The organism is Paenibacillus sp. FSL H8-0280, assembly GCF_045040665.1.
Taxonomy (GTDB): domain Bacteria; phylum Bacillota; class Bacilli; order Paenibacillales; family Paenibacillaceae; genus Paenibacillus; species Paenibacillus xylanexedens_A.
Map to the genome: position 1 here is coordinate 4,564,336 of NZ_CP150296.1, position 13,712 is coordinate 4,578,047.

At 40.8% G+C, this 13,712-nt stretch carries 10 protein-coding genes; 4 read left to right on the forward strand and 6 right to left on the reverse strand.

Features of this window, described 5'->3' with window-relative positions; all coding sequences use genetic code 11:
* Positions 1 to 112 precede the first annotated feature (112 nt).
* Positions 113 to 787, reverse strand: a complete 675-nt coding sequence (locus tag MHI12_RS20005) for a hypothetical protein (protein WP_405170129.1) — start codon at positions 785 to 787, stop codon at positions 113 to 115.
* A 400-nt stretch (positions 788 to 1,187) separates the two neighbouring features.
* On the opposite strand from MHI12_RS20005, the gene MHI12_RS20010 reads away from it, so the two are divergent.
* The 4 genes from MHI12_RS20010 (at position 1,188) to MHI12_RS20025 (ending at position 4,906) form a co-directional block, all read left to right on the forward strand.
* Positions 1,188 to 1,958 (forward strand): hypothetical protein, encoded by a 771-nt coding sequence (locus MHI12_RS20010; RefSeq protein WP_405170130.1) that lies wholly within the window; start codon positions 1,188 to 1,190, stop codon positions 1,956 to 1,958.
* Between the two features lie 321 nt (positions 1,959 to 2,279).
* Positions 2,280 to 3,215: a LytTR family transcriptional regulator DNA-binding domain-containing protein gene (locus MHI12_RS20015; RefSeq protein WP_405170131.1), complete on the forward strand. Its 936-nt coding sequence runs from the start codon at positions 2,280 to 2,282 to the stop codon at positions 3,213 to 3,215.
* Between the two features lie 138 nt (positions 3,216 to 3,353).
* Positions 3,354 to 4,199 carry an ATP-binding cassette domain-containing protein gene (locus MHI12_RS20020; protein WP_405170132.1) on the forward strand — a complete coding sequence of 282 codons (846 nt, stop codon included), beginning with the start codon at positions 3,354 to 3,356 and terminating at the stop codon, positions 4,197 to 4,199.
* Positions 4,196 to 4,906 carry an ABC transporter permease gene (locus MHI12_RS20025; RefSeq protein ID WP_405170133.1) on the forward strand — a complete coding sequence of 237 codons (711 nt, stop codon included), beginning with the start codon at positions 4,196 to 4,198 and terminating at the stop codon, positions 4,904 to 4,906. Before MHI12_RS20020 ends, MHI12_RS20025 begins: the two co-directional genes overlap by 4 nt.
* A gap of 414 nt (positions 4,907 to 5,320) precedes the next feature.
* Here MHI12_RS20025 and MHI12_RS20030 read toward each other — a convergent pair whose 3' ends face one another.
* The 5 genes from MHI12_RS20030 to MHI12_RS20050 all read right to left on the reverse strand — a co-directional run bounded on the left by MHI12_RS20030 (position 5,321) and on the right by MHI12_RS20050 (position 13,656).
* Positions 5,321 to 7,303 carry an AraC family transcriptional regulator gene (locus MHI12_RS20030; RefSeq protein WP_405170134.1) on the reverse strand — a complete coding sequence of 661 codons (1,983 nt, stop codon included), beginning with the start codon at positions 7,301 to 7,303 and terminating at the stop codon, positions 5,321 to 5,323.
* Positions 7,304 to 7,804: 501 nt separating this feature from the next.
* Positions 7,805 to 8,533: a restriction endonuclease gene (locus tag MHI12_RS20035; protein WP_405170135.1), complete on the reverse strand. Its 729-nt coding sequence runs from the start codon at positions 8,531 to 8,533 to the stop codon at positions 7,805 to 7,807.
* A gap of 90 nt (positions 8,534 to 8,623) precedes the next feature.
* Positions 8,624 to 9,001, reverse strand: coding sequence for a 1,4-dihydroxy-6-naphthoate synthase (locus MHI12_RS20040; RefSeq protein ID WP_405170136.1), 378 nt, complete (start codon positions 8,999 to 9,001; stop codon positions 8,624 to 8,626).
* 15 nt (positions 9,002 to 9,016) lie between these two features.
* Positions 9,017 to 10,201 carry a WXG100 family type VII secretion target gene (locus tag MHI12_RS20045; protein ID WP_405170137.1) on the reverse strand — a complete coding sequence of 395 codons (1,185 nt, stop codon included), beginning with the start codon at positions 10,199 to 10,201 and terminating at the stop codon, positions 9,017 to 9,019.
* 107 nt (positions 10,202 to 10,308) lie between these two features.
* On the reverse strand, positions 10,309 to 13,656 hold the full coding sequence (locus tag MHI12_RS20050) for a DUF5704 domain-containing protein (protein ID WP_405170138.1): 3,348 nt from the start codon (positions 13,654 to 13,656) through the stop codon (positions 10,309 to 10,311).
* Positions 13,657 to 13,712: the final 56 nt, after the last annotated feature.

Below are 13,712 nucleotides of genomic sequence, written 5' to 3' on the forward strand. Positions count from 1 at the left end.
TTTCAAATGTTAATCCTGTTATGGCAACACAGGACGAACGAGACTTTGACACAAGCAATTATACTATTGTAAAAAAGACTGTCGCATTTGTATGACAATCTGCCAAAGTGATCTATAACACTCCGTTCAAGCCACCGAATAACCGCCCTAGAACATCAAAATATATGATGATGAAAGACAATATTATAGATATTGGTAGTATAATCAAAAATTTAAGTCTTTTCGTAGGAACAATAAATAATAAAATAATGACCATGATTAGATATAATTCCATAAGTATTGGGATCAAATAGTAATGAGTATGCTCGGGCAAGTAAGCGTCGCGCAATTGATACCCTTCGGATAGTAGAGATGTGATTGGAAGGGATACAACTAAACTAGATACCCATCCATTGCCACGTGCATACCACATCACATAAGCACACATCGGAGATACTACTGCACACATCCCCCAAAAAACAATTTCTCTCCTTGGAAAGAAATGTAGGAAAAACACGGTGTATTGGTAATAAACGGTTAACAGCGACAAAAAAAAGAAGAATACCTTAACTGCTGCTAGTTTAGGAGAATAACTAAAAACGGATATGAGTGTGGCAACAAAAATCCAAATACCTAAACGCCCACCAATCCCGTCAAATATGGGGTGAACCCCCTGAGCATCCACAAGCTTTGCCGCTAAACCTAAAATCAATCCGATCGTTATCGCACATACAATTGAAAAAACTTTTTGTTTAGTAGTTGATTGGTTTTCAACTCTAATTTGACTTAACTCATTATGTATCCCCACTGCAATCCTCCAACTTCCATAATTCCTATATTCTAACACAAGCGATCCAGCCTGTAGAATCTGTTCGATCTGTTACTCCGATACATTTCATTGTTATTCTTCTAAAATGGTTCTATGTATCCACTCATAACCGCCCCTGGTCCTTACCGAACAGAAATCCCCACTTTGTCGCATGGGTCCTTATATCTAAATCACTATATCCACTCGTCAATCTTCTATTACCTGAAGTTAGGTCGATATTCTCATTATCTCAATGCTCCATTTTGCTATGATTATTATTAATTTGACCGTAAATCTATTCCACCAATACCATATCAGGTCATATTATTTTCAGATAACAACTAGGTGGGTTGATGATCTTATTTAATTATATTGTTAGAGAGAAAGGGTGTCTCATCCTATGTTTATTGTTCAATTACTGCTCGCTATCGCACTTCTGGGTAGCTCAGGCAGCTCAAATTATGCCACTTCTACACAACTAGAAATCAACCAAATACAGCCTATGGATGCTTCTCCCGAACAAGTCATGGAAACCGGTTTAGAACCTTTCCGGTCCGAACGCAATTATAATGGATGGGAGCCGGAACTCGATCAATTCGAGCAGGCCGCCAGCAATCTTCAGAACAAGCTATTTGAAAGTGTTGTGTCACCGATACTATCAAAACCTGGAGATACAGGAATATTTGATTATGGTGGGAATCTGAAATTACTAAAGTCTGTGCCTCTGAATACACGTTTTGAACGCGGCCCACTAACCATTCATATTGTTCATGCCCAATTATTAGAGGCCACTGACATTCCTGAGGATTCACAGAAAAACATTTCCATTCTAAATCGAGAAGATATCGGTTCCAAGATCACTTATATTAATATTCTCTACACTGTTGAAAATACTACGGATCAGAATATCGGTTTTTACGGCTTAAACTCCGTTCATCCAAACACGGGAAAGCCGATCTCCGCAGATCGCAATTTTATGAGAAAATCATATGTCTATAATCAGTATGATGGCGTAGTTATTGATAATACGAATTACGGTTTGGTATATACCGATGACCCTGATAAGTTGGAATCCATTGAACTTGTGTTCAACAAAGTCTATGACTACGATACTGGAAAAACCATTGTAGAGCCCACTTTGTTGAAAATTCCTTTTGCTGTTCAAGAGTAGTGTAAACACAGCTCCATCGCACATTATGACAAAACTACTACTCTAAAAACCACCCTAATTCATTGAACTGCACCTCCAATTGGTAGTTGTGTCTAACAATTGGGGTGCAGTTCATTCATTTGGAGTGGTTTTTTGTTTATATATCCATGGTATCCAATCGCTTTTCGTATGCAATGCTGCTACGTCCACCGATTGCTGGAGGCTCGTTATTCATATGCCTGATCGAGGATCTACATCATCTCAATTGAAGCTGACAAAAAATAACTTCAACATTATAATTGTTACATATTATCCAAAAGCAGTGATGACCAGGAGGACAACATGCAATTTCAACCAGTGTATCATGATGGGGAACTATTTTTACCCAAAATCGAATTAAATATGGCATGTAACCAATCAATTGGCATTATAACAGACTTGAAGCGAAAACAGATTTTAATGAATCAACTACAGGATCGTTCCCAATATTACATACTTCGAGCTCAACAAAACGAGTATACACAATTAACGGTGGAAGAATTAATCACTTTTCTGATCAACGTAACAGAGCGGAATGATCGTGCCACTATGTTATTGGATTATTTCGCTTTGAAAGAAGAACGGAAGGTAAAAATCAAGAATCTAAGTCCATCAAAAAGGATGTATGTGACGTTGCTGCGCGTTTATTTTGCACATCAGCCTACACTCGTACTGGAGGAGCCCTATTTTTATTTGGAAGAACAAGACCGGCGCCAGTTTAAACGAATTTTAGATGATCTTTCGAAACAAATACAGATTTTAATTTTAACTTCTAATCTAGAGGATGCCATGATTTCCTGTGATTCAATTTATCGTCTGAATGAATCCGGATTTCATCTATTGGATATTCGTGATTCAGAAGAGGATAAGCAAGCAGTGCAGGAACAAGATCGAGCCAATATAACCCTGCAGAAGATTTATACGAAAAAAAATGACAAAGTAATTTTATTTAACCCGCCTGAAATTGATTACATAGAAAGTATGGATGGTTCAGTTCTTGTCCATGTAGGTGGAGAAAGTTTTGTCTGTGCGCTGACGCTAACCGAGCTCGAGCAGAGATTGTTTAACTTCGGATTCTTTAGATGTCATCGATCCTATATTGTTAATCTACAGAAGGTAAGAGAGATTATTACATGGACGAAGAATAGCTACAGCTTGCGTTTAAATACAGGACAAGATGCGACTGTTCCGTTATCTCGTTCAAAATTACAGGAATTAAAAACACATCTTAATATTTGATTTCCGGGGAAATATCGAATCTATCCAGCAATTAATGGTACCATTCAGCCGTTAACAGCTACATTTCGGCGGATTTCAATGGTTGGAAACATGCAATCTCTATATACTTGTGCCATTAACTCAAAGGAAGTGGTGTTAGTGGACGTGATCCAAGTTGATCATATTCGGAAGAGATTTGAAAAGAAGGATGCGTTGACAGACGTGTCTTTTTCCATTCCAAAAGGAGAAATTTTTGGCTTCCTCGGCCCAAGCGGTTCAGGAAAAACAACATTAATAAAACTTTTAACCGCGCAATTGAATCCGACAAGCGGACAGGCAACTGTATTTAACGAGCCGGCGGCGATGATGCATCAGTCTGCACAGAAGATGCGCTTTGGTATTTTGTCAGATAACAGTGGTCTATATGAAAGATTATCGATAGATGAAAATCTGGAGTTGTATCGCCAATTATATGACCTTCCTAAAACTTCGATCGATACAGTATTGCAGTTTGTAAACTTAAGCGAAGAACGCAAAAAGAAAGTCATCCACTTATCGAAAGGGATGCGTCAGCGTGTTATGCTGGCATGCGCAATTATCCATGAGCCGGAATTATTATTTTTAGATGAACCTACTTCGGCTTTGGATCCGGTAAACTCCACACATATTCATAAAGGGCTACGCTACTTAAATGAGAAAGGGACAACAATTTTTCTAACGACACACGATATGTCAGAAGCAGAATTGTTATGTGACCGTGTAGCGATTTTGTATCAAGGAGCAATCCAAGCCATTGGCTCGCCCAAGGCGCTTAGAAAACAACATCGGGAAAACGTCATTTGTGTGGAATTGGTAAACGAGGAAAACTACGAGCTCCCGATCAATGAAGGAACGGCTGAGCAAATTGCCGATTGGATGAAGCGAGGCTTAATCGAACGATTAGAATCGAAAGAGCCAAGTTTAGGCGATATCTTTATTAAAGTGACAGGAGGTGAGCTGCTATGAGTATCTCGTTGAAACGTGCGCGAGCAATATTTGTAAAGGACTATAAAGAGTTTTCACGCAATTATGGCATTTCCATCATGTTGCTTGTTCCAATTCTATTCGCCTTTCTTTTTCGCACTGCCGGCCCTTCTCTCCCTGGGGCAATAGGTTTTCTTCTAAATATTTCGTTTGTGCTCTTAACCTCTTTCGCACAAGCATGTTTGATTGCGGAAGAAAAGGAACGTAACACCTTACGATCATTAATGATGACTCCAGCCACAACGATGGATGTATTAGTTGGTAAAAGCACCTTGGTCTTTGTCATGTCTGCTGTTGTTCTGGCTATTGCTACGTATATATTAGGCTATGAGCCAGCTAGTATATGGGCATTTGCAATTGCAATCATTCTTTCAATAATTCTGTACACAGCAGTAGGAACGATATGTGGTTTATTCTCTAAGACGATCCTTGAAGCTTCATTAGCAATCATTCCTGCAGCAATGGTATTTTCTGCTCCTCCAGTTGCAACGATCTTGTTTGGTGATTTTGCGATTTTTAAAGTCCTGGACTATACACCAAGCATTCAACTTGTGAACTTGCTAAATATACCCAACGCAAGCTTTACAATGAGTGACTTATTAAAACCCCTCCTCATTATTTTGATATGGACGGTTGTACTAATGATTGTGTCTGTTATTTTGTATCAACGACAGTTAAAAGATGACTAGCCACTATACAATCCGCTATTTCTACCAAAGAGGAATAACAATCCCATGAATCTAATCGTCAAATGGATACAAAACATTAAAGAACGCGAAGTCCAACTGAAACTGAAAGGTTATCGAGACAAAGTTGAGTTCATCCGAGCGTAGCCCTTGGACTGAAACGACCGTACTGAACATCTCAATTTGTCAGGATGGTCTTATTGGTCAAACCGCTGATTCCTCCACCCGCATAGCGGGTGTTTTGTTGTTTCGCGTGTTTCACGAACTCAACTGGCTTATGCCATAAGAAAAAAGCCACCATGTAGGCGACTTTGATCAAGTAGATTGCTTTGTAAGAATAGCATCTTAACGGTGAATGCTTTTATCTTTGTTTGCATGCTTGTCTATTGAAATCCTTAGTCCAATTGGAGCAGTTAATCATTTAGCAGTCGCAGCCATTTTCGTGATCTTATCGGCAATATCTTCTGCTTGTAACAGGGATGAGAATGAATCCGCCGCGAAATACTTCTCCATTTCAATCTCAATCACATGATTATTTTTGACCGCATCTAAGGATGTCCACGTTGCTGGAAGATTGGTTGGCTCTTGGCCTTCAACTTTGAGCACAATGACGTAATCGCCCACATAATCATTTACAGTTTCCCATGACACTTCAATACGATCCTCTTTTTTGTCAATGATATCACTTTTTACTTTAGGCGTTGGATTCAGACCCAAGATATCGTATGTAGCTCTGCCCCCACGCTCGCCTGCATTGCCGATTACCATCAAAAATTTGTCTACCGTAACGTAATCCACAATGGAGATCGTTGCATCTTTTGGAATGACATTTTTGATTTTATTGCGGGCAGCTTGCGTACGTTTTACAAAATCAGCATTCCACTTCTCAGCTTCTTCTTGTCGACCCAGGATATCGCCCATTGCCGTAATTTCTTCCTGGATGGTGGAGTACTTGCTTGTCTCGAATACAACGGTTGGTGCAATTTTGGAGTAACTTTCATAGGCTGCCGGATTCCAAGTAATAATTACATCTGGAGACAAGTCCAACACCTTCTCCAAAGAAATACTTCCTTCCAACCCAATATCTTCAACGGTGTCAGGCAAATAAGGTTTTAGAAATTTTGCAAAGTTCATTTGTGTACTGGATGCGCCAACTGGCGTTACCCCAACAGCTAAGACCGGCCCCAAGTCCCAGTCCACAACAACCCGTTTGGGATATACCGGAACACTCACTTCTCCCATTACCGTTGATAATTTGCGCGTGCTCGTATCTTCTTTAGCCTCGCTGGAAGTCACATTTTGAGTAGACTCTGCACTCTGATTTGAATTTCCACCTGCTGCTCCTTGATTATTCGTTCGACTGGAGTTCCCACTTGTGCAAGCTGAAAGTATAATCGTAAAACATAACATGAGTGTTAATACCATCTTCGATCTTGTTCCTTTAAACATCTGCCAATCTCCTTCTGTTTTATATTGATAATGATTATCATTAATAACATAACAAGAAGAAGAATGTTTGCCCATAGAGGATACGAACCCTTCCCATGGACTATCTGAATCGACCAAGCTATCCTTCATTTTCTTTTTATATTGACCCGGTGTCATCCCGACCTGCTTCTTGAACAGACGTGTGAAATAAAAAACGTCACTATACCCTACACTTGAAGCAATCTCCTGTGCCGTGGCATCTGTGCGAATCATTAATTCCTTCGCTTTCGCCATTCGCGCCTGAATCACATATTCGATAGGGCTTCTCCCCGTACGGAGTTTGAATTGCTTCGATAAATATTGAATGCTGTAATTCCACAGTTCGGCCAATGACTCAAGCGAAATAGATTCATTGTAATGTTCGTGAATATACTGGATAATCTCTTCTACCATATCCGTTTCTTTTGAAGAAACCCCTTGAAGCTTAAGTTGCTGAACAAGGGTATATACGAACTGGTAAAAGCCGATTTTCACATGAAAACGTTCAAACACCTGTCTACGACTCCATTCCTCATACATGGAATCCACATGGCGATATAGATTAAGCGGAGCGAGAGGCTGGTAGGCATATGGTAGCTGAAAAGGGTTGTTCATGTCATAGTTGTGCTGAATCTCTTTACTAGCTTTGGGAGACATAATACCTCTATATAAAATGTAATAGTACGTGACCTCATCTTGCCCGGCCTCGATCCTGATCCTGCTTCCTTTTCCTGCATGCAGTAGATAAAACCGTTTAAATATATGTATATCATCATCCAGTGAAATGGTGCCTTGTCCTTGCACAATATATATAAAACCACTGACTGGGAGATGGTATTGCTGCTTCCCCCCACTACTTATTACAAGTTGGCGAATATCCACCAGCTGAATCGATGAATTGTCCCACATTTGAATATACTCTTCCCAGTTCACTATTTTTCTCCCCCGATTGACTCCATACCGAACCTATTATTCAGTAATAAATCCCTTTGTAATCCTTTGATGATATTCGATAACGATAATCATTGTCAATTGAAAAGAGGGCATACTCCTTCTGACATGCTTTCGTCTGGTCTCATTCTCAGCTACTATACACTAATTGTCATTCATCATCCCCAGATGAATCTCACCATAACGATATATTTTCAAGTTGTGTTTGTTTCCAAAAACAAGGTGAAAAACAGGTGAATCATGATGATTAACCTGTTGGGATTAGTATGGAATATTCTGATACTTGATGTGGGTCTAAACACAATCCTTTTCTTGAAAAAAAGTTTCAAACATGAATTTCACATTCACAGATCTAGTACATATGTAACTTAATAACTATAGGAAGGAGAACAAGTCCTCTTTTGTATGGGCTAGAGACAAGAGAAAATTAATATTTATATAAAATCAGTTGCAATGGTTACTATTTAATACTCACTTTCACTATCATGGATTAGGTGATTTGGTGTGACGGCATTTAGGGAAACTACTACATCCATAGAAAGGTCCTCTTGGACCAGAACGTTTAATAAGATCATTCCCGCATTTTGGACAAATGTTCTCGTCTCGATCTATTTCAGCCACATCAACTTGAAGAGTAGCAGTTCCCTGAGGATTCAGAGCTAGGATCATTTCAATTAAAGCTTCACGATTAAACAACTTCACTTTGTTTGACTTTGCGAGTTCATAGGCAGCTGAAGTATAATCACTATTGGATACAACCCAAGCTTCAGCGGTTCCATAATGCGCAACTGAAGACTGTGCTTCTTGTACTGCCTTAATTCCTACATATTTACTGTAACGCTTAGCTTGAACAGAAATTCGCTTTCCGTCTTTTGATAAGATTAAATCAGCTCCGAAATCACCAACTGCTTTCGTAACCTGGACCTTATAGCCTTGAGAACGAAAAAGATAAGCAAGGTAATGTTCAAATTTTATTCCATCCATTTGATCAATCTCTGCTATTCCCGACTTTTTTAAGCGCTTAATTCTTTTACTTTGAATATTAATCATTAACACAACAACACCAACAACTCCAAGCAATCCAATAACAAACGAAGCTTTCCAAGAGCTTGTTAACAAGTATGTGCCCGCACTACCTCCCAGCATGGCTATACCAGCTAACCCTTTAAATAATTCCTCTTCTTTCCTTACTCCACTTTTCTTTCTTACCATATTTCTTCCTCCATTAAAACCAGTATTCCTTATAGAAATTAATACAGGATCACATATTTATATATGCCTATTCAGGAACAACTTTGCATCTTAACGTTCTTCAAAATTATAACCGCCTTTTCTTGGGAGCTCCTCTTCAAAGTCACATGAGGCAACTGCTTTATATCCTGAATCCCATAATTTTGTCAGAATTTTTGAGATTTCTGTGATATAGAACGTTTCTTCGACACCCTCAATTGGTTCTATATCAAGATAATATTTATAATATAGAAACTCATCACTCCCCCTATTTCTTCTTTCTTCATCAAAATCCCCATTATTAAATATTAATATTTCAGCTTGTTCAGTCACAATGCTAGAACCTGCAGCAGAGCCCTTAACCATTATTGATACTGTTTCTACAACTGATGTTTTCTCCAAATCAGTATCTAAAAATATTTTTGTAAACAAATCATATTGATATTCCACTAAAAGCACCTCTAATCATTTAATTGGGGTAAATGGAGGATTATCAAACGGTCCACCTATTTTAATTATAGAAATATCCACATCTATACCTAACTCCTGTTGCAGTAGTTCCCTAAATTTACTCAGCTTTGCTTCACCAGATTGAATTTTACCTGTTTCAATAGCATGTAACATTGTTTTTTCTTTAGCAGAACCTGGATTTGGAGCTTTTATTTTACTAAATGAATCCTTAATTAGTTCATTGAATTTCTCTGGTGAGACTCGTATCGCAAAATCAATATCCGAGGTAGCCTTAGCTGTTCCTTTTGCTCTACTGCCTTGAACAACAATATCATCACTCAAATGTCCAACTTTTTTCCGAATCATCGCTGAAACTTTTTCAAATTGTTTTTGCGTTAATCCTTGTGGTATTTTAAGACCTTTACTCGTTCCATTAGCGTCATTGCTCGACTTCTCTCTCTTCGCCTTTGCATCTTTAATGGTCTGTTTCACCTTGGCAATGGCCGGATTGGTCCCACGTCCTTTGTATGGACCTTTTCCTCCAGATAGACCTCCGGTGACAAGCCCGATTCCCGCTACAATTTGACTCCATTTTAGTGATGCAATCATCAGTTTGGCATAGGATTCCGTGACCGGCTCTCCTGTAAAGGGATTAACGCCCAACTCGAAAGCTTCAATCTGTAATTGGATCAAATCCTGATCTATTGGTTCGACAGGACCAGTGCCCTGATTCAAGGTACTAATATCAAGTTTACCCTTATCCTTTTCAAACGCCTGAAGGGCTGCCTGGTCCGTCACACCCTTCTCGTTGACCGGTAGCCACATATGCCACTGAGAATTATACACCATTCGATATCCCTTATCGCTAGGACTATTCGCTGCTTTCAGCCCGATAGACATCGTAGCTACGGTTCCTGCCACTGCTGCCCCGCTCATCTCATCTGCCTGTTGAAAACGGACACCAATGTCTCGAAGTTCCTTCGCGATGTGGGTCAAATGCTCCAGCGTTTCGATCATGCGAGGCTGGGTTTCTTCAAATCGTTCTAAAAACCGTTCTCGTACCATCCCGGACCACATCGATTCCATCCAGCGGATCAATCGAACGAGTTCCTCTCGTGTATCTCCCATTTGCGCGCGAGTCCGTTCAACCTCTCGTGAGGCTTCAAACAAACGCTCCGGGGTTACTTGTATTCTACTCATCGCGTTCTCCATCTGTCCGATGCCGGACTCTATTTCTTGCTTATTTCAACATATTGTTTTCTAAACGTTCAGCCTATTTCGGGCTTATTTTAACTGTATGTTCTCGCTTAATGTGGCACCTGTGCACTGAAATCATCTCGGCTGGAACGATCAGCATGGTAGAACACCACATCTCCGTCCCTTAAAGTGAACGAGTTGCCGTAGCTATCTTCGACTTGACGCTGAAATCCTTCCAGCAACCATTGGTTCATTAGCGGTGCATGGATATATTGCAGATGAGGAGCCCTCAGATTCCCTTCCTGGATCGACTCCAAGTTAAAGTTGACCACGATATAACCATTTTTCAGGAAGATCGGTGACTTTGCATCCAAACCACCATGGGTACGCCCATACTCGGCCAGATTGGTTCCTGCTTGAACCACGTAAGGCTCGGCGGGTAGACTATACTCTCCATACCACTGCTGAATGGCAGCATTTGCACGAAGTACATCCGCACTTGCGTTCGTCGGAATATTCGTTTTGGGTCCGATAAACGTACGCAGTTGCTCTGGCATCAGCAATAGACTGTATCCGCCTACAGGGGTTTTCATCTTCGTAAATTTATCCCGATAATACTCCTGATACGTCCGTTCACTCATCATCCCTGGATGAATTTCGCCATAGCGATTATATTTATAGGTCGCCGTATCTCGTAGCTGTTCCGAAGGTACTTGACGTAACCGATCATTGAGAATGACAAACCGCTTGACTTGATCCTCTGCTGAACCAATACGAATAAAACTTCGCTGGTTCGTCGAGTAATACAGATCTACCGGTACGCGTGTTTTCCCATCTTTGCTTACAAAATCAAAGGTCGGAGTCAGGCGAATGCCGTCTCTGGGCCCGAACATATTGCCCTTGGTTTTGAAATCAAACTTAAAGTGATATCCCGTCTTCACAGCCACATTCTGATACCCTTGCAGCGGATGACTGCCTGGGCGAATCGGTACGGTGAATTGCGGTTTGTTCCCCCGCTTGTCACCGTCGATGCCCTGCGTTCCCGTCCAATAACTGATCCAAGTTGGGGCAATGCTGCCCTTAAATCGCCGGAAAACAAGCTCCCAGTTGTAGTCTGCAATGTCCGTGATTTCAAAGTCGTATAACCTCCCAATGACCTCCACGGATACTTCGTCGCTGGCCAGATGATAGGTTAGATCTGTGTTGGCATCGGGTTGGGCATTGCTCCTGGACATCGATTCAAAATCGGCAGGTGCATTCTCTGCAATATTGCGGAACTCCACTTGGTAATCTCCTTCGTCTACCCATACAGGCAGATAAAAGGTGGTATCGAGTACGTACACCGGAATATCAATCCACGTACTCCGCGGGTAAAACTGTGTCCGGTCGGCACTGTATACGTCAAACGGAAACCGGACCTGTTTGATCCGATAATATTTGGCATAATCCCGATCCCCATATCCCGGATACGAGTTGACATCCAAATGCTGTCCGCTCGTGGGGATACGGACTGTGAACGGCCGCTCCAAAATAAGGGCAGACCGATCCATATTCGGTATCGTTTTCTGATTATGAGGCTGATCGTCTGAAACAAGAGAATAGTTCACGACTGGAGTATGCACAGTAACCGTGTTAATCCCCGGAATTTCAAAGGTTTCTTCCTCATTACCATCATTAACATTTCCACTCATTAATTCATAACGGATTTCGCCTGTGCTAGGCGTATCCTTCTTATTTAACAAGGTTTTGGATATTTCATTGTCAGGACTGTACAGAACATCTTTGCCAATCATTTGGGGTTCCGCGATCTGACCTGGCGTTGGCCCCGTTTCTTCTACTTTTGCGTTGTCCATGACAACAGCCCCATTAAACTTCAAATAGTCATTCTTAACTTGGACCTTTGGCACAGCATCTTCCGCAATTGATGAGAGATCATCTGTTGGTGTTGGAGGTTCGCTGGTCCCTCCCGGCACTGGCTGTGAAGGCGCTGTTAACACAGCCGGTGTATTGGGTGCGTAAAAGGTACCGTTCGTAGCCGCCGCATAGATGGGACTACGATAATCAGCAGGATATAGTTCAATCTGTGGTAGAGCATAGTTTTTTAGGATCGCATCGGTTATCTCATAAACGAGTAAAGTGTCAATTTTCCAATAATCGAAATCCCGTTTCACAGTATAGGTGTATGGTACTTTGACATCTCTAGATCTTGGAGTTGATACCGTTGTCGTACCACCTTTACCATCCGAAATTTTCTTTTCGTCTGTCCACGTTTTGTTATACGTTTTTTCAACAACTACGGTATATGTACAAGTGCCTTGCATATTCACAAACTTATTTTGGAATAGGTAACTTAGACCAAATACATTGCCATATAAACTCTCAGAGGTAGGGATACCTCGCAGTACGTCAAATGGCTCACTTCCACGTTGATCGGCCTTAATAACTGCGCTTGCATTAGGGTCCATTCTCTCCCCTGTCATTTCTCCGACAGGCGACTCTGCACATGCCGCATCTGGCGTTTCCGGAATTTCGGGTGGTGGCGTATCGCCAACCGTAATCGTTACATTTTCATAAATGTAATATGGGCCTTTTTCGGAATTCTTCCATTTTGCAGTGATGACCGCTGTACCAATATTTTTTGCAACGATTTGACCAGTCTTAGGTTCTACGTAAACTACGTTTTGTTTGTTAGAACTCCATTCGATTTGGTCGGCGCGCTTGGAGACATTCACCCAGTTACCGAATTCTTCTTGGTCGTATGCCTTAGTTCGGATCTCCGCAACCAATGATTTTACATCATTTAATTGGAGCTGCATGTCTTCTCTTACTCGGATCTCTTTGGTTTCCGTAACGTAACCACTGTAATCGATCTCTAGTGGTGTGTAATACTCAACTTGATATTTTGGATCTCCATCCTGTCTTGTACCATACGGAGTCTTCTTTTCAAGTTGAAAGTCACTCTTTCCATCCGGGTTTACATCATCAGTACCGGTCCGTGTTTCTATGGTTACCAGCAAGCTCCCCTTCTTATAATCAGGCTTTGAGCCCGGCTTAATTGCGTAGGTTCTCTTTTCAGTGTTGTACCTGATATCATCAATTTCTATATCTGTGACGTAATCTCTCTTGAATTTATTACCTGTTGGTTTATCTTGTAATGAATCAGGTACATAGTTTTTCGTGTTAATCTCATCTTTAACAAATTTATTTGCCGGAAGCTTCAAGGGAAGAGCAGATAATCCAGAAGAGTATGTATTCGTTTCTACCCTACCGTATTTTTCACTTGTAGCTTGCCATATTTTAAAATCACCCTGAGTCCAGATAGTCTTAGGGTTAGGTTCCGCTTTTCCCGTTACTTTGACTTTAATCGTTTGCTTACCTCTCGCTAATCCGCTTGGTTTCACTTCTATGTCTTTATCTGGATAGCCGTTCTTAAAGTTAGCATAGGTTTTAATAGACATAACTCCGAAGGAGTAAATAAGGATTATCACGAGTAATGATAGAACAGTCCATTTCT